Here is a 16,966-nt window from a genome sequence, read left to right as displayed (position 1 = left end):
TGATTTCCGTGTAGGACTTCCCCTACACCCAAAGTCGAGGGGGTGAACCGGCGGCATGGATCTGAGGGCGTCGGAAACGCTGACCCGCAAGACGCGTGGTGCGTCGATGCCACCCTGCCCCACCCTTCAGCCGTCCGTCCCTGGACGTTGATCATGACGGGACTAGACCACCGGCCGGTGGCCTAGTCCTCACCGAGCAACATGAGCGTCCCGACCAGTTCCAGGTGGTCCCCCGGCCCGATGACCAGGCGAAGCGGCACGGTCACGCGCGCGGTGCGCCCCTCACGCCACGCCACCGTGTTCACGTGGAACACGAGGTGATCGGTGGTCGACTCCGCACCAGCCCGCGCACGCCGCCTGTGCGTGCGACCGGCCATCGAGGTCGCCAGGAGGACGCCTTCCGCGCGCAGCGACACGATGTGCTGCTGACGCGGTCCCGGCTGAGGCCACGCAATGCACGCCTCATGCGCCGCGGCGGTGATGGCCATCGGCAAGATAAAACCCATCGTTTGGGCTTGCGGCAGGTCGATCAACACTCCATCGGCCAACGCGTCGGCACGGGTGTAGGCGTGGATCAGGTCGGCTTCGGTGAACATGGGTTCGTCGTCGTGGTTCATGCTTTTCTCTCTCGTCGTCAGGGCTGGCCCGAAAGGGCAGCGGGTGGGAACACGCTGCCGATGGCAGACGCCCCGCCCGGAGAGAGGCGCGGTCAAGGGAGGAAGTGACGCGCTGGCGCGGGACAGAGCGCAGCGACGGACTCGGGCGCGGAACGGCCCTTGACCGGGGAAGCCGAACATGAGGGCTGCTTTTCGCTCTTGCGCCGGGAACGCATACTCCCGAAATCACACGACGGACCGAGGTGATCCGTCTGGCACAGGGGACAAGACCATGCTGGAGAAGCTTCTGCAGGAGTCCGACGACTTTCATGCGGCCATGGAAACGTTGCGGCAGTCGGGACCGCCCATTGCTGAGGGAGAGCTTCGCTTCGTCGTCAGCGCGTTCAGCGCGAACCTGTCCATCGAGCACGCGGCCGCGGCCCGGCTGTGCTTTGCCGGCGAGCTGGCCTCATCGGCGACCGCCATGGTCCGCCTTCAATACGAAGCGACGGTTCGATCCGCGTGGCTGCTTCACGTGGCCACCGATGAGGAGGTTGATCTGATCGGACGACCGTTGAACGGCGAAAGCGAAGTCCTGGCGCGCAAGATGCCGGGCGCCACAACGATGCTGAAAGCGATGACGGGTCGAGCGCCCGAAGGGCTGACGGTTCTCCTTCAACAGTTCCACGACGTGACCTGGCACGGACTCAATTCGTTCGTCCACGCCGGGGTCCATCCCCTGCGTCGTCAGAGCGAGGGCTTCCCGGTCCTCCTGGCCTGCCAGATCCTTCGAAGTGCCAACGCGATCCTCCACGTGGCTTACCGGATGCTGGCCGCCCTGACGGGGTCCGCGGCCGCCATGGGCGCCGTGACGGATCTTTGGAAAGCGCATCGGCACTGCCTGCCAATCGACCCTGACCTGGCGGTTTGACGCCCCTGCCCCCGTCCGCCTCCACGCGTCATCGCTGACGTCGACGGTGATGCCGATGGGGACCGCCTTCGCCATCTACGATGCTATTCTCAACTCTCTGCCGTTTTTTGCATGCCGTTTTTGCCGCATCGACGCGTCCCAATCCGCGTTGTAAAACAGGGTGTTAGCGAAGTCGCCGGATCGGATTCCCGCCACCTCCACCAACACCTGCGGCGAGACAACGTAAATCGTTGTTTCGCCGTTTCTTTATGCGGCAAGGCCCCGCTCGAAACGCCCTTTTCTTGGTGTCGTTTTCGGTGTCTCCCATGCCAAAACCGCTGTTTGTTCAACTTCGGGACTCCACGTCCGGTTTCTCGTCCCGGTCCATGCCCGCGAGGTGTGGGGCGCCCGCGTTGTCATGAAGTCGCTGGGAGGCCGACGTGTGGACGCCGCCGTCTGGCTACCCGGTTTGTCCCGCCGCCTCCGGCGCTGCTCAATGCGGGCCTCCTGACGTATCGCGACGACATCGTGGGCACGCTAGGCGAGGGCCCGCTCTTAACAGGATTGGGAGCAAAGCCAGGCGACCCCATGGGCGACTGGTTCAACCGGGCGCAGTGGCGGCTACAGGATGATGTTGAGGCCAACCGTCTCAGCAACATCCACCAGTTCCGCAATCGGATCGTCGCCCTCCAGTAGCGGCCGCGATTTGCCCAATTGCACCAGTTCGTCGCTCTTGACGCGTCCTCCGAAGATCATCAGGGCCTTCGTATCAGCCTGCCGGGAGGGCCACACAAGGCCATCCGCGTCGGGTCGCTGCGTGTGGATCGCCGCTGCCCAAAGGCGGGTCTGCTCGTAGACATCCTTTTCGGTATCTATCAACTCCTTGCACTCCACTCCCAACTTCTTCAGTGGGGCCGTATGTAGGTCGATGAGTTGGAGATCGCGGGTCGGGGCTACAACCGAGTGAACCTGCCCCTTGAGCTTTTCGCCGTCGTACGTCTTCATGCCCGCTCCCCGGGGCAGGTCGTGGAAGACAGACTCCAGCGCGGCGCACCCGAAGTTATCGCCCCCGTACAGGGTCGGGATGAACGCTTCGCCCGCATCCTTGATGGGGCTGAACCGCGCATTCCCGAAGCCCGGATTGAATTGGTTTGCGGCAAATTGCCCGGCATGAATGCGGTGAATCTCTTCACCCCGTTTCCAGACGAACAGCTTCGTATTGGCCGCAAGGCTGACCGGCGGCGGCGGAACGACGACGGACGGTGGCAGCACTGGAGTTCCGGGAAGTGGCGCTGCAAGAGTGGGGGCAGCCTTCGGTTTCTTTCCCTCTGCGTTCTTTGCTGATGTCTCCTTCCCGGCAGGCGACGTCGCTGTCTTTCCACCTCCCCGTGTGGGGCGCTTTGGGTCAGGCATGAATGGGGCCCTCGACCTCATCCTTTGCAGCGTCAACCACACTGTCCGGCGCACTTTCCAGCACGTCCTTCGGCAGATGGCCACCGAGGAAGCTGTTGGCTGATGCAAACCATGCAGCCAGCCTCCAGGGATCTTTCCGCCCAGCGAAAACGTCCAGAATCCTGCCCATCACCTCAAGCGGCCGATAGTCACGTGCCCGGTCAAGGGCATAGATGGGAAAATGATCCAGATTGTTACGGGTGATGGCGAAGATGCGCCCAGCTGCTTTCCATTTGTTAGGCTGCGCTCCCGGGTTTTTGGTGCTCAGTCCAGCGAGGTCCGCAATGTCTGCCGCCGTCATGAAATCGCCGCTTTCAAGAAGCGTTTTCCTAACCTCCGCCTCCATCTTCATCAGCTTGATTTTATGATCCGGACGCGAGAATGCAGTTGGCACCAGCGCCTCAATCAACACGCGCTGTGCTTCCCTGGACCTTGCTTCCACCAAGTCACCAATAAATGGCAGGAGGTTTGCGAGGGTGTCTCGAACGGCGGCTGCATGGGGCAATGTGAACGGCATCGCAAAGCCGATTGCCGTGTTCCCGTGGGCTTTGGCCAGACGGGCACTGACCTCCCGGGGCGTGCCCTCGAAGGCTTCAATTGCGGTCGTACCCAGCGGTCGCTTGACAGTCACAGCCATACGGTTCTCCAGTTGCGTCAAAGAATATGAAGGTTACGCCGAATTGTCAATATCCCGCATCACCTTCTCAACGCAAATGGGTCACCAATGTTTCCTATCACGCTCAATTCAGCCGCCGGGGCCTGAACCTGTCGCTGCCACTGGCCACTAGGCACAGCGCCCCTTTCAGCACCAGTCCTGCCAGTTGATGCATCCTTCGCATGGTGAAATCCGGACAAGCCAGCATGCAGGGATGTTTGATGAGGGCAGCAAGGGCCTCATCAGGCATCCCGCCCAGCCGCACAGGGGGTTTTTTAAAAAGTGATCCAAACCGGCCTCCGTGCCCGCTGAAGACCCCAGATTCAACATCTGACTCACGGGCGACAACCATTCATGTGGCGATCTGCGATCGCATCAACCCGGCCACGCGCCATTTTCACGCCGCATGCTGCCAAGCCGCATTCTCGCGCGTCATCATTCCGACCCTTATTGCCAACTCGAGACCACGCACGATGGACAAGACGCCCGAATGTCTCGAGCTCACCAACGACTACCGGTTTCTCGTGGCCGTTGACTCGAAGGGCACCATCGTCGCGCCGCTTGGCATCACCCCGCCGGCACGGCTTCCGAAGGTCGACGCCCGGTACCTGCCGAAGCTTGCGGCCCATCGCCGGCCTTTTTCCCTATCCGCACGCCCTGACCGTCACGGGTGGGGAGGCGGTGCAATCGCTCCGGTGAAGACGCCCATCAAGAGCCCAGTTCCCCAGGCAAAGGATGCAAGGGCGAGCACATCAATGGAAACGTCCAGCCACGTCTGGTTGTTGACCCATTCCCAGCGCGTGTACCAGTCGTTGGTCTTGAACTTCTCGTCGTCGATGCCGCGATACATGTACCAGGCGGCCCATTTGTTGATGAGCGCGCCAATGACCTGGAGAATGACGCCGACTAGAAACAGGACCACAATGGCGAGGGCATGACCCGAATCACCAATGACCTTGGCCACCTTGTCGTTGGTCAAAAAGACCACCGGTCCGCCGATGCCGTAGGCCACCATCCAGGCGCGGAAGGTCTTCGAATACTCCGCGTAATTGGAATAGTAGACGTCGGGATCCCGGCCCTGAAGAGGTTGCGCGCCAGGCTTCGGCGGCCTCAACGGACCAGTCTCCGAAGCACAGTCCAGAAGCTGCCGGTGGTCCGGCTGCAGATGCGTTTGTAGGCCACCTTTCGTGGGTTAGTCAACCAGCCGTATCCCCGAGGCGCCTTGAGGCCAAGGGAATGACGGAGCATGCGCTTGACTGACGTACGCGCTACGAAAGATTTCTTCGGGGATGGCCTGCGGACGCCGAATTTCATGCATTAGCCTCAGTCAATGCTGCATTCATCGTTCTCTGTGGGGCGTTCGGCATCCTCGCGCCAGAGCGCCTCGTCAGGCGGTGGGTCGTCGCAGTCCACAGGACCGCGGTGTATGTCATCGATGATGACGGAGGGTGCCGTCGCGGCCACAGCAAGGCGAAACACGCCGCCGCACAGGTCGGGCAATAGGCTGCGAAGCCCTGCGGCGTCCGTTCGATAAAAGCCCTCGTGAGCATCCGATTGCACGAGGCACAGAGTACGTCTGACACAAAATCCCTGCGATCGAGCATTGGTGCGTCCCCAGAATTCCCAGACGATACGCTACGCGAAACAGGCCTTCAGAGTCTGCGCATATCCGGCAAGCAGCTCGGTGTTGCCGCATGGGCGGGCACGCACGTACTCAGCGTGCTGGACCCATGGTCTGAAGTGCGCGCCGCACGCGATCGCGACCGGCTCCGGGAAGGTCATCCCACTGCCACTTCTCCCATGCCTGTGGACACGAGACCGGCACCAGGGCATCGATGCAGCGCATGCTCCTGTAGCGCGCGGCACGCCAGAGTGCCTCGGATTTGCGCGAATGGGCATTGGCGCATGAAAGCAAAGATGCACGGCGTGGACGTGGCCATGGTGGGCAGCGTGGATGAGCACGGTGTCCGGGTCGGACCGCGCGCAGAGCGCAGGGTTGATGAGGATGGCTGCAGTCGCATACGTCTCGTTGTCCCATACGGCGTAACACAGTCACCGGTCGAATCCGTTCATGTCATCTCCTTCGTCGTCCAATTCATGGATCTCGGTTAGTCGAGCAGAAATTCACCCGCCGTCAAGGCGGGGGGGCGGCGGCTCTCGCTGCGACGTGCCCACGAAGGATGTCGTGCGGGGCGGTGTCGAAGCGCTTGGCAGGAACCGGGAGTCAGGCACTCGTCGCATCCCAGCCCCGCCTGACGATTCGCGGCGATGCTGGCACCGCTATGAGGCATCCTCCCATCCCTTCGCCTGACCTCCCTCTTCCCTGCCGCTATCATCTACCGGATTGGGCGAACCGACCTGCATGGAGCTGAGCATGGCTGATGAATTCTCACCCGAGGCCCTAAATACCCTAGCCGCAAGGATGGCCGAGATGGCGGCGTGGACGAGCCTCAATGTGACACTTGAAGATATCGCGAAAGACAATGCCGCACTCGTCGCCGAACTCGTGGAGTTCGACGTGACCACAACTGTCGCCCTCCTCTCAAGCCTGCTCACCTTGCCCACCCAGCAGGCACAGTGCCTGAGGCTTGAGCTTCTCGCCGTCCTTGCCCTTATCCACTGCAATGGAGAGCGGGTGGCAACCGTTGTCGACGCTTCACGCTGGCACACCGCCATTGGCGAATCGCAGAGTGCGAGCGGCGAGGACCCTGCAGAGGATGTCTTTGTCAGTCTAGCGGGCAACGACCAAGGGTCATACAGGCTGCTGGAGGGCATCTGGGAGGGTGCGGGCTTTTACACCCAGCGCATGGTTGAGGTCGTCGATGCAATGCCGAGGACAGGTCTCTACAACGCGCTCAAGCGTTCCGTCCAGGCCGTGCTCCGACTGTCCGACGCCGTCTGCGCCCGGGCGGACCTTGTGCGCTATGCGACCGGCAGTGACAACACCCGCGCGCCTCTCGACACAGGGCACCTCGATGCGCCCACCCTCCGCGGCCGTGTCGCGTTCACGGGCAAGGCGCTCCGCGATGCGGGAATTGCCATCGCCGACCTTGCGCCCTTCATTCTCGATGCGGCATCCATTCCTCTAATGGCCAGTGACGTGCCAGGCTCGGGCATCGTCGAGCAGCGGCCCCTCCTGCGCACCCGCGACGGCCTGCTGGTCATCCTGCCCACGGCCCTCTCCATTGCGCTTCGCCATGCGGTCATCGTGTTTGCCACCCGCACTGGGCAGGCCACACAGATAAACCAGGCGCTGGCTAACGTCTATAGCCGTACGGTCTATCGTAGTCAGGTCTTCGGTGGCAGCAGTGGACTGGATATCCAGTGGGAGCTCTTCCGGGGAACCCGGGTGGCCACACATGTGGTTCCCGTCGACGTCGGCCATCCCATGATCATTCAATTTGTCCTCCCGTCGATCGAGCACCACACCGGTGACGGCTTTCGGGGCATTATCGAACTCGACGAGGAAACGGAGGCCTTCATCGATGCCCGCATTGGCGGCTTCATCGAGCGTATCGGGGTCAATAAGGACTTCCAAAGGGGGATGGTGGTACGCGTCGGCTGCGGGTGGGGTGCAGGATTCTCCAGTGGGTACACGCCGCCGGCAGACCCGCGCTGGCAGTACCAGTGGATGTCCGGCGCCGACTTCATCCGCATGGGCTCACTCAGCGACATGTCCCCCGCTGACCTGTGGCGCGTCCAGGATGCGGTCAAGACAGCCGGGCGCGCCGGCGTTGCGTTTCTCAACGTCAATGGCATCCTCAACCTCATCGGCTGGGTGCGCGACAACGATGGCCACGTCGTTCCTCATGGCCAACTACCCGAGGGGCGCATCACGCCGGACCGTCCCCTCATGATGACCCTGCCGACGAACCTTCTCCGTGATGTCCGCATCGAGGCAGACACCGGCTACGACCGGCACAGCGCCCGCGACAACACTGGTCGCTGGCACCGCGTCATGCGCCCGTCTGCCAGTGATTTCTTTCCGTCCGAACGCATCCAGCGTTTCTACGCTTCCCTCGATGACATCGATCACGGCACACTGGGCGGCGTCTCCGAAGGCCACGCCAGCCTGTGGGCCACGTTCGACGCGCCCAACATGAAAGACCGGGGCGTCATTTATGAACTGTGGAACACGGTGCGTGTCTGGCTCGGACGCATCGACGAGGCACTGGCGGAGGTTGCCGGTCCAAGGGCTGCCGGAAAAATCGTCAAGGCTCGTCTCGTCCTTGAAGATGGCGATGACGTCAACCACTTTATCGACACGCCGCCGCCGGCCAACGTGCACTCGTTCTGGCACCTCAAACGGACAAGTGAGCAGCGCGCTATCCGAGTTGTCTTCCGCAAAGGGTTTCTCTCCGCTTTCCGCGCCGCCGACAACCGTGCCGAACGTGCCGTCGTCAGGGCACTCGGCACCGCGTACGCGACTTTGATGAAGCTCCCCAACGCCGGGCAGGTGGGCGAGGACATCGAACGCCTCGCTGTCCCGGACGATATCGCGCGCAGTTTCCACATGATGGAGGGGCGGGAGTTTGGCGACTGGAGCCGCCGTTTCCTGACCCGCCCCCTCCTCACCATTGAGGACGTCGAGTCGGCCGCTGCCCGCATCGAGCTCGGCTGGAAGGCAGCCGCGCCGGATGCCCCGCTCCATTACCAAGGGAAAAAGCCCGTCGGAAAACTGCTTGGTGATGTCGTCGACGTACTGGTCAGGGACATTATTGAGCAACTGGGTAAACTCGACCGGCGCGCAACGCTCCAGCGCCTACTTGAAAACGCGGAACATGCGCGTGCCGATGAGCGGCGCTGGCACCTGACCGCTGCCGCAGTCCTCGCCCTGCATGCGGGCGAGGAAGGTGCTGAGGATGTCGTCTCCCGTGAGCTTGGCCGCTTTGCAGGCGCGCAGATCACCTCCCGCATTGTCCTCGAGATGGCCATTTGTGCCTGTCCACTTGAGGGCGGCATGGCGCCGTCTGACATGGCGCTGACGAAGCTCCTGGCAAGGGCCGCACTCCTCTCCCGCATCGGGGGCCTGTCCGATGCTGTCCGTTTCGGCGCGTTGGCAGCAGACGTTGCCATCTCGCCCCTTGGCGACATTCTCTTCCAGGATGACTTCGGTCGCATGGTCGTCGAACCCATGCTCGCCCTTGCAACCAATGAGCGCTTCGCCGACTCGGCTGCAGGCTACAAATCCAACTACGTGACCGATGCCGATGAGAGCGGTGTGGGTGCCGAGGGGGAAGCAGGCGATGCGGACACGGCCGACGACAAGGAGCTCGCGGGGTTCAAGGCCATCTGGCTTGGCGAGATGGGCTTTTCGGTGGAGGACAATCTCCATCTCGTCCACGCCATCGAACGGATGGGCGTGGCACGCGAAGCGGCAGTCTTCGTGGCCTGCCGCAGCGAACTCACCGAGGTCGCGAGATCCGCTGGTTTGGCAGACGACACCATCGATGCCCTGTTCAGCCAGTACGTTCTCTCGAGCCGTCCGTCCTGGGACAAGGTCCCCGAAGCCTTCCGGCTCGGTGACATCTACCCCTGGCGTTTCGGTCGGCGCCTGTCGGTGGTTACCCGCCCGCTTCTGCAGTTCGGGGAAGGTGAAGACCCGCAGATTCTTGTTGCACCCGGCCTCTTCCGGACAGCCTCCCGCTACCTGTTTACGGGCGCCTACTCGGGCCGGCTCAACCGCGATTTTTTCCGGTCAGACGCCATGCGGGACGAATGGCTTGGCGAGGCCCGCGAGGGGCATACATTCGAGCACACCTTGGCCGGCCGACTTCATGCGGCCGGCTGGACGGTGCGGAATGGCATCGGCTTCCCCGAAATCCTTGGGCGCCACCCGGGATTCGACCCGGGCGACATCGACATCCTTGCCTGGCGCGCCGACCGCAACGCTATCCTGGTCATCGAGTGCAAGGACCTTTCAATGGCCCGCAACTACTCCGAGGCGGCAAGCCAGCTCACCGAGTACCAGGGCGAGAACACCAACGGGCGAGCCGACAAGCTCAGAAAACATTTGAGGCGCGTCGACCTTGCGCGGGCACACGTCAATGATCTAGCCCGCTTCACCGGTGTGACGACGCCGGAGGTCGTTTCCTGGCTGTTTTCAGCGGCATCACCCCGGTGCACTATGCACGGGGAAACATTGCGGCCCTCGACGGTACACACGTCGGCCGCCCGGACGACCTGCTCGCGTTCTGAGCAAGGCTGCGCCTCCGCCATGCGGCAGGTCACCGGCCACTGCCGCCCGGACAGGGTCCCGTCAGAGCCCGTCGGGGCGGCTTTTTTAGCAACATCCGCTTTGTCGAGATCTTTTTCGTCGAACGCGTTTTGTCCCGGTCAACCATTGCATATGAGGTAGTAAACGCACTTGTGTTGGCAGGTAAGGTGGTGTGTCGATCTTGAAACTCCATCCCTTGGGCATGTGCACGACGCTGGCCAAGGTCCGATTTTTGCCATGAATCTCGATGCCGACCATCCGTTCGCCCGGGTGCACATCAACGCCTTTGAACGACAAGACATAGTCTTTGGCGGACGCCGGAGTCACCGCCCAGAACGAAGCCATCGCGAAAAACAAACGCGCTGAGCCTCAGATTCCTACGCATGCCTACGCCCATGCTCTCCGAGAAATCTCCGTCATCGCAGATGACGGGAACGTTTCTTTAGCGAGCACGCACACGGGCCAAGATGGAAAGAGGACACGGATTGCCATCCACACCCCGATTAAGATGATCGAGACCAGCAGTGAGTTTAAAATGATTGCAGCGATGATGACGAGCGCAGGGTCGACGCTGATGCGCTCAAGAGCAAGCAATGTCAACGGGAGGCTGAACACGTCATTCAATCGGTTCTTCCCGAGGCATCCGGCATAGCAACTCACCGAAGTCAGCCCGGTAATGACCGACCCAGTCAAGTGAGCGACAAAGGTGAAAAACCACGTCAGCGTTAGCGTTCGTCTACTCGCGGAACTCCCACATGCGAGTGTGAAACCTATTGCGTGGATAATGCCCCGGCACACGCCCCGGCAGTGGACGCATACGTGGCAAATCAGCGCCACTTCTTTGGCCATGCGTAGCCGGGAGAAGCATCTTGGCTTGGAGAGGGATGGATGAAGAGACACTGACCCTATCAACCACGTTAGCGCTTCGCCATTGCGGTCACCTTGTCGACTCCCCGTAAACTTACTCCAGACATAAACCGAGGTCTCCGGGCAAAATATCCCCAAGGAGACCCACGATGCGCAAGAGCAAATTCACCGAGAGCCAGATCGTTGCGACGCTGAAGCAGGTCGAAGGCGGCAGGCAGGTCAAGGACATGTGCCGGGATCTCGGCATTTCCGAGGCGACCTACTACACCTGGAAATCGAAGTACGGTGGCATGGAGGCGTCGGACGTTCATCGCCTGCGTGACCTGGAAGCGGAGCACAACAAGCTCAAGCGCATGTATGCGGATCTGGCGATGGAGAACCACGGGCTTAAGGATCTCATCGCAAAAAAGCTGTAGACCCGGCGCATATGCGCCCGCTCATCACCTGGCTGGTCGAGCAGCACGGATGGAGCGAGCGCCGGGCCTGTGAGGCACTAGGCTTCTCGCGATCTACGCTGCGCTACAAGGCTCGCCCTGATCGCGACGAGCCCGTCATCGGGCTATTAGCGGAGCTGGCTGAGCGATTCCCCGAGCGCGGCTTCGACAAGCTATTTCAGATCATCCGCCGGCGCGGTCTGCCGTGGAACCACAAGAGGGTGTGGCGCGTGTATTGCCAAATGCAGTTGAATCGCCGCCGACGCGGCAAGAAGCGTGTCCCGACGCGTCACCCGCTACCACTGGTGGCCGGCGAGGCGATCAACGGAAGCTGGTCCATCGACTTCATGTCCGACGCGCTGTGGGACGGCCGCCGCTTCCGCACCTTTAATGTCATTGATGACTTCAGTCGCGAGGCACTCGCCGTGGAAATCGATTTGAATTTGCCTGCGTCGCGTGTGATTCGCACGCTCGAGCGTGTCGCTGCATGGCGCGGATATCCATCAAAGCTTCGTCTGGACAACGGCCCGGAATTTGTCGCCCTGGCGCTCGCGGAATGGGCAGAACGCAAAGGCATCAAGCTCGACTTCATCGAGCCGGGAAGGCCGATGCAGAACGGCTTCATCGAGCGCTTCAACGGCAGCTTCCGGCGTGGTGTCCTCGACATGCACGTGTTTCGGAACCTGACCGAAGTACGCGAGCAGGCAGAGCTTTGGCTAGCCGACTACAACCGCGAGATACCGCACGACAGCTTAGGCGGGCTGACGCCCGCAGAATTCAGGCAGCAAAATGATCCGGCGACCTTGGGTTATGGTTGGCACTAACTAACGGGGGGTCGACAACCTGCCTAATCCAATCTGCCTTATCTGCCTCACGCTCATGAGTTCGCTTTGGTCGGCCAACAACTGCGTGTTTGCCTGGGATGCAATAGGTCGGAGGTCGTTGACCACGTCGAGCGACAACGAACGCATGGACTGGATAACGGCATTTGAAAGGCTGACATTCAACGACTGTCCACCTGAGAAGCAAGCTACTAGGGATGCCGCTAAATACGTCGCTTATCCCTGGTCAACGTCAATGAATCCGCTGTCCAGCTTGCGATCAAACGTGTCGCGAAGCGGACTTTCAGGATGATCCGCATGCGAAAACATATTCTCCAAATAGTCGCGGGACGCGTCGTCGTCAACTGGATTGGACGAATATGCTAGAGAGGTGGCATGCCAAATGCTTCGTAGAGCGCGCATCCTTATTGCCACCGCTTGGTAGAGATGAATGCTCCGACAAGCAGGAGCGGGAGAACACGACCCAAATCTCGAATGGTCCAGTCGCTCGCCAGCAAAACCGATAAGGCCACGGCCGTTCGGAGATGCCCAGCCAGTCATGCAAGCGTCAATCAGCGATGTCCGTAGTCAACGAAAAAACGAATCGATCAAAATCGAAGTCGGGCCCGGTATCGGTGCAGTGATAGCGATACCCCCCTTTAATGGGCTCTCTTTTCATGCCTGACATCCGCATCTGCGATCGCCGCTGCTTTCCATCTTCCCAGACGTTATAGAGCTGGAGAAACCCATCTGCTGAGTGACAGACAAACTCAATTTCGTGTGGAGCATCGTGAAATATCAGGACAGCCTGTTCCTGAAGTTTACCCTCGATCTCTACACCCCCATCCGAACGAAGCCAAAGTCCTTGAGGACGCAAATCGGTGACGCGCTCGATTACCAGTTTGAACTTCTGAAATGGGGCTACAGGCACCACCTCCCATTTCGTTACATCCATGAGGCCTTGTTCAGCAAAAAAAGTGCTGGCAACGGGCTTGGACGGGAAGGAAAAACTACTGCTCATTACTTTTGGCCCGTCTTGGCTGGAGGCGCGTAACCGTTGGGGAAGGGCCCATTATAATAGCGGAAGGGATCTATCTCGGCATGCTCCCAAGGCCATACCTCCATCAAATTTTTTGGCTCGTGGCCACCGCCGTCGCGCTGAGCCTTGATGTGGTGAAGCTCCATAGGAACCTCGACCTCCGGATGCATGGGTGGTTGCCCTGAACTCATGCGCCTAAGGTCATCTGCGCTGTAATCGTAAGGGCGATCGCGGGCGGCCTGCTTCCAATAAGACCGTCGGCCTGCGGACCACGATTGCGGATTGCGAGGGCACTCGCCTTCAATGCGCTCACGCTCTTGAAGGCTGATCTCGGGAAGAGGCTCTGCTTGATTGACGCCCAGTCGTGGATTCAATATCTCGGTTATTGGATCTCGCTCGTATTCGGCCTTATCCTCTTCAGCGACCGTCTCAACCACACGCACCGTAATTTGCGTTCCACTGGAATCCACACTATTCAGCGGATTCGCACCTACATACCCATACGTGCTTACCCCGCCCGCCAACCCAATCGGGTCGCTCTGGAGATACCGCCCCGTGTCCGGGTGGTAGTAACGGTGGACATTGTAGAGAAGCCCGGTCTCTGCATCGAAAAATTGGCCGGGGAAACGAAGGTTGAACGCGTAGTTGCCGGTAAAGGATCGCTCACCGAAGGGATTGCCGGTGGGCAGCCATTGCCAGTAGCGACTGCTTCCGTCGCCTAGGTCGACACGGCGAGGGGTGCCCGGGCCGTCGGCGATGACATACGCCGCGCCCTGCTGCGGGTCGAGAGCCCCGACCGGCAATCCGTCCATTCAGATGTATTCACGCGGCAAGAATCCGTAGTTGCCCAGGAGCTGGCCCGCTTCGTCGTAGACGAAGCGCGACACCTGTCCCGAGCTCGACCTGTTGAGGGAGACGCGCTGGCTCATCGCGTTGTAGGCGAACGTGGCCTCCGCAAAGCCGTTATAGTCTTCCTCAGCCAACCGTCCGCGACCATCGTAGGCATAACTTTTCGTGGTGCCCTGGACTTGTCGCTGGGTCATCGAGCCGTTGGCATCGAACGTCGACGCCCCCCCCGTTGACGTCGACGAGCCGATGGGTGCCCGGCTGGTAGGTGTAGGAGCCCTGTCCTCCTGCCACCGGGTCGCTGGACGCCTTGCTGAGCCGGTCGCCGGTCTTGGAGTAGGTATACGACTCGTTGAACGACGTCGACTGCACGGCCGTCAGGCGATGCAACGGATCGTAAGCATACGTTTCGACGTTGCCGCTGGTGGGCGAGGTGCCAAACCCTACGATCTGACCTGCAGCGTCGCGCTGGTAGTGCGCGTTGAAGTGCGCGCTGTTGACGTCGGTGACCGCGCCATTGGCATCGTAGGTGCGGGTTACCACCTGGCCACTGCCCAGGGTGTAGCCGGTCACGGGACCGAACGGCCGGTAGCTCACCGCGCTGACGATCGAGAGGGCCTTGCCCCCCGCGGGCGTGGCGGTGATGCCCGTGATCTGACCCAAGGCATTGCGCGTATACGCCACGACGGCCCCGCTGGGCATCGCCGTGCCGGCCAACCGCCCCGCCCGCGTATAGGCATAGTCGGTGGTGTCCGTGGTCCCACCCTGCGTCTGCCGCTTCTCGGTGACCCGTCCCTCGTCGTCGTAGCAGTAGGTGGTGGTAACCGCCGTCTCGACCATGCGGGTCAGCCGACCGATCGGGAACGAACTCGCGCACCCGGTGACGCTGCTGGTCTCGTCGTAGCGATAGGCCGCGTTGAGCGTGGCATCGGTGTAGGTGTCGGCGGTCTTGCGACCCAGCGCATCGAACGTCTGGTTCAGCACCGTGCCCTTCGCATCGGTGTGGGTCACCGGGTTGCCCGCCGCATCGAAGGTCGACGACTGCGTGCCCGTGTCGGGACTGACCTGACCGCTGAGGTTACCCAGGCCGTCGAAGGTGTAGGTCGTCACGAGTCCGTCGGGATCGGTCACCGACGTGATCCGATCCAGGGCATCGAGGGCGAGCGCGGTGGTCGTGGCCTTGGTCGCGTCGGTGCCGTTGACGTTGGCGATGTGGGTCACCCGCCGGTCAAACGCATCGTAGGTATCTTGACCCGTCACGCCCAACGCATCCTTGACCACCACCCGATTGCCGTTGGCGTCGTAGCTTCCCGTGGCCGTCGCATCGAAGACGACATGGCCCAGGCCGTCGGTCACGCTGACGAGCTGACCCAGCGTGTTGAAGGTGCGGCTCAACACGCGGCGGGACACACCGCCGGCGTCGAAGGTTTCTTCCCTGGTGCGGTTGCCCGCGACATCGAGCGTGTAGTGGATGCGGTTACCGTTGGCTTCGGTCACTTCGGTCAGCCGATGCGCCGTGTCGTAGGTGTATTTAAGAAGCGTGCCGTCGGGGTCGGTGCTTTGATAGATTAGACCGCGTTGGTCGAAGACAACCGTGGTGGTGGCGTCCAAGGTCGACGACGCGCTGCCATCGGCGTTGGCACGCACCGTTCGTGCGACAGGGTGACCCACCGAATCGTAGACGAAGTCGGTGATGACGCCGTTCGCATCCACCATCCGGCTGACGCGCCCGGCCAGGTCGTAAGACGAGAACGTGGTGACATGCCCCAGCGCATCGGTGATCGTTTGAAGATCGCCCGCCTTCCAGGTGGTCCCGGCGCTGACGTAATACCGGTAGGTCGTCGTTTCCGGAAGGTCCCGGCGAGGCCCGGTCTGCGACAGAAGCAGGCCGACCCGCGGACACTGCGTCGTGTCCACGGCCGTGCAATAGGTGTAGGTCCAGCGACGCACGCCGGCCGGTGCGTTGCCAGCGGCCGTGCAGGCGTAGGCGGTGGCGCCCGCTATGGCCGGATCCACTTCGCACCGGGCGACGACCTGGCCCATGGCGTTGTAGGCCCAGGTGGACGTCTTGATGGGATTGCCCGTCACACCCAGGATGGTTTGTTTCAGCGGTTGACGCAGCGATGTATCCCACGTGGTGGTGGTCGTACGCTGACTGTCAGTGCCCTGCGCCTCGATCGTTTGTTCCAGCAGGCCATACGCGTTGTAGCGCGTGCGCTGGACGGTGCCCTGGAAATCGACCGCCGTTTCCGGAAAACCGAGCGCGTCATACGTGCGCGAACGCCAGGGCTGCCCACAATCGGGTGCGCACGGGGAGCTCAGAGTGCTCACCCGACCGAGCCCGGCGGGACTCGAGAAGCCCATGTGGACCGTGTTGCCCAAGGGGTAGGAGATATCCGAGGAGCCGTCCGCGTTGTAAGCAATCTTCGTCGTTCCCACGCCGCCGATAAACGAGGACGAGGTGGCCCGGCCCAGGTCGTCGTAGGTGATGCTTTCGTAGCGGTTGGTGGTCCCGTCGGTCAGACGGGTCAGCGCGCGCGGCAACGCCGTCGCACCGACATACCCGGTTTCACCATAACCGTAGTTGTGAATGGCGCCGTCGGCATACACCACGCCACTCAGGGTTCCGTCCTTGGCGAAATACGAAAAGGAGGCGTAGCCGTTATCCGGGAACTTCACCAAGCTCAACCGGTAGGTGTAGTTGTCGTAATAGAAGAGCAGTTTCCGTCCGGCCGAATCAGTAACGGCATTCAGAAGGGCAATCGGGTTGGGCGCGGTGTAAGTCAGGGTGACGCCTTGGCCATCCTGCCCCATGACGGAAAGGAGTTTGCCATCGAGGGCATAGGTCTCGGTATGCCGCCGCCCGCCGATGAAGACCTGGTAGCCGGTCACAGCGCCTTGCGCGTTGGTGATCTCCGAAAGCACGTCGACGGGGAGATCCGTGGACCAGCCGTTCGCGGTCTTGGTGAAGTTCTCCTGCTTCCCGTCGGGCCGCAGCATGACGATGCTGGACACGGGACTGCCGAAGAACTGAAGGGACCGGTCGTAGGTGTGGCGCCAGTTGAAGCCCAGGGAGGCCGGCGCCACCCCGTCGGCACTGTTGTAGAAGCGGCTGAAAGACAGCCATTC

Annotated in this window: 11 protein-coding genes; 3 read left to right on the top strand and 8 right to left on the bottom strand. The window is 61.5% G+C overall.

All coding sequences use genetic code 11. From position 1 onward, the window contains the following. Positions 1-182: 182 nt before the first annotated feature. On the bottom strand, positions 183-617 hold the full coding sequence (locus tag AB8808_RS08525; RefSeq protein WP_369928467.1) for a DUF6573 family protein: 435 nt from the start codon (positions 615-617) through the stop codon (positions 183-185). 271 nt (positions 618-888) lie between these two features. Here AB8808_RS08525 and AB8808_RS08520 point away from each other — a divergent pair, with 271 nt between their 5' ends. Continuing rightward, complete coding sequence (locus tag AB8808_RS08520; RefSeq protein WP_369928465.1) at positions 889-1,527, top strand: DUF6988 family protein; 639 nt, start codon at positions 889-891, stop codon at positions 1,525-1,527. A gap of 600 nt (positions 1,528-2,127) precedes the next feature. Here AB8808_RS08520 and AB8808_RS08515 read toward each other — a convergent pair. The 3 genes from AB8808_RS08515 to AB8808_RS08505 form a co-directional block, all read right to left on the bottom strand. Beyond that, complete coding sequence (locus tag AB8808_RS08515; RefSeq protein ID WP_369928463.1) at positions 2,128-2,778, bottom strand: RES family NAD+ phosphorylase; 651 nt, start codon at positions 2,776-2,778, stop codon at positions 2,128-2,130. Positions 2,779-2,911: 133 nt separating this feature from the next. Then, a complete protein-coding gene (locus tag AB8808_RS08510; protein WP_369928461.1) occupies positions 2,912-3,595 on the bottom strand; it encodes a hypothetical protein in 684 nt (227 codons plus the stop codon). Positions 3,596-4,277: 682 nt separating this feature from the next. Then, entirely contained in the window at positions 4,278-4,727 is a 450-nt protein-coding gene (locus tag AB8808_RS08505; protein ID WP_369928460.1) for a hypothetical protein, read from the bottom strand. A 1,260-nt stretch (positions 4,728-5,987) separates the two neighbouring features. Here AB8808_RS08505 and AB8808_RS08500 point away from each other — a divergent pair. Together AB8808_RS08500 and AB8808_RS08495 are read left to right on the top strand one after the other, a co-directional pair. Beyond that, a complete protein-coding gene (locus tag AB8808_RS08500) occupies positions 5,988-9,971 on the top strand; it encodes an anti-phage protein Upx-like protein (RefSeq protein ID WP_369928458.1) in 3,984 nt (1,327 codons plus the stop codon). An 875-nt stretch (positions 9,972-10,846) separates the two neighbouring features. Then, positions 10,847-11,955 (top strand): IS3 family transposase gene (locus AB8808_RS08495; protein ID WP_369928456.1). Its coding sequence is split into 2 segments (ribosomal slippage): positions 10,847-11,108 and positions 11,108-11,955, totalling 1,110 coding nucleotides; the frame shifts between segments, so codons are not numbered across the junction. 565 nt (positions 11,956-12,520) lie between these two features. Here AB8808_RS08495 and AB8808_RS08490 read toward each other — a convergent pair. Genes AB8808_RS08490 through AB8808_RS08475 form a run of 4 tightly spaced genes read right to left on the bottom strand, consistent with a single transcriptional unit; the run spans position 12,521 to position 16,924 of the window. Then, a complete protein-coding gene (locus tag AB8808_RS08490) occupies positions 12,521-12,973 on the bottom strand; it encodes a hypothetical protein (RefSeq protein WP_369928454.1) in 453 nt (150 codons plus the stop codon). Next, positions 12,973-13,803, bottom strand: coding sequence for an RHS repeat-associated core domain-containing protein (locus AB8808_RS08485; protein WP_369928452.1), 831 nt, complete (start codon positions 13,801-13,803; stop codon positions 12,973-12,975). The genes AB8808_RS08490 and AB8808_RS08485 overlap by 1 nt, the downstream gene beginning before the upstream one ends. Continuing rightward, a complete protein-coding gene (locus tag AB8808_RS08480; protein ID WP_506193253.1) occupies positions 13,804-14,034 on the bottom strand; it encodes a hypothetical protein in 231 nt (76 codons plus the stop codon). It lies immediately after the preceding gene. Next, on the bottom strand, positions 13,967-16,924 hold the full coding sequence (locus AB8808_RS08475) for an RHS repeat domain-containing protein (RefSeq protein ID WP_506193252.1): 2,958 nt from the start codon (positions 16,922-16,924) through the stop codon (positions 13,967-13,969). The genes AB8808_RS08480 and AB8808_RS08475 overlap by 68 nt, the downstream gene beginning before the upstream one ends. Positions 16,925-16,966: the final 42 nt, after the last annotated feature.

Origin of the sequence: Xanthomonas sp. NCPPB 2632 (assembly GCF_041228075.2) — a bacterium.
Taxonomy (GTDB): Bacteria; Pseudomonadota; Gammaproteobacteria; order Xanthomonadales; family Rhodanobacteraceae; genus Luteibacter.
This window is presented reverse-complemented; position numbering and strand designations above follow the sequence as displayed.

Excerpts from the sequence above, each read along its gene's own strand:
- AB8808_RS08525 (WP_369928467.1), bottom strand. The coding sequence starts at position 617 with ATGAACCACGACGACGAACCCATGTTCACCGAAGCCGACCTGATCCAC.
- AB8808_RS08520 (WP_369928465.1), top strand. The coding sequence starts at position 889 with ATGCTGGAGAAGCTTCTGCAGGAGTCCGACGACTTTCATGCGGCCATG.
- AB8808_RS08510 (WP_369928461.1), bottom strand. The coding sequence starts at position 3,595 with ATGGCTGTGACTGTCAAGCGACCGCTGGGTACGACCGCAATTGAAGCC.
- AB8808_RS08500 (WP_369928458.1), top strand. The coding sequence starts at position 5,988 with ATGGCTGATGAATTCTCACCCGAGGCCCTAAATACCCTAGCCGCAAGG.
- AB8808_RS08490 (WP_369928454.1), bottom strand. The coding sequence starts at position 12,973 with ATGAGCAGTAGTTTTTCCTTCCCGTCCAAGCCCGTTGCCAGCACTTTT.
- AB8808_RS08485 (WP_369928452.1), bottom strand. The coding sequence starts at position 13,803 with ATGGACGGATTGCCGGTCGGGGCTCTCGACCCGCAGCAGGGCGCGGCG.
- AB8808_RS08480 (WP_506193253.1), bottom strand. The coding sequence starts at position 14,034 with ATGACCCAGCGACAAGTCCAGGGCACCACGAAAAGTTATGCCTACGAT.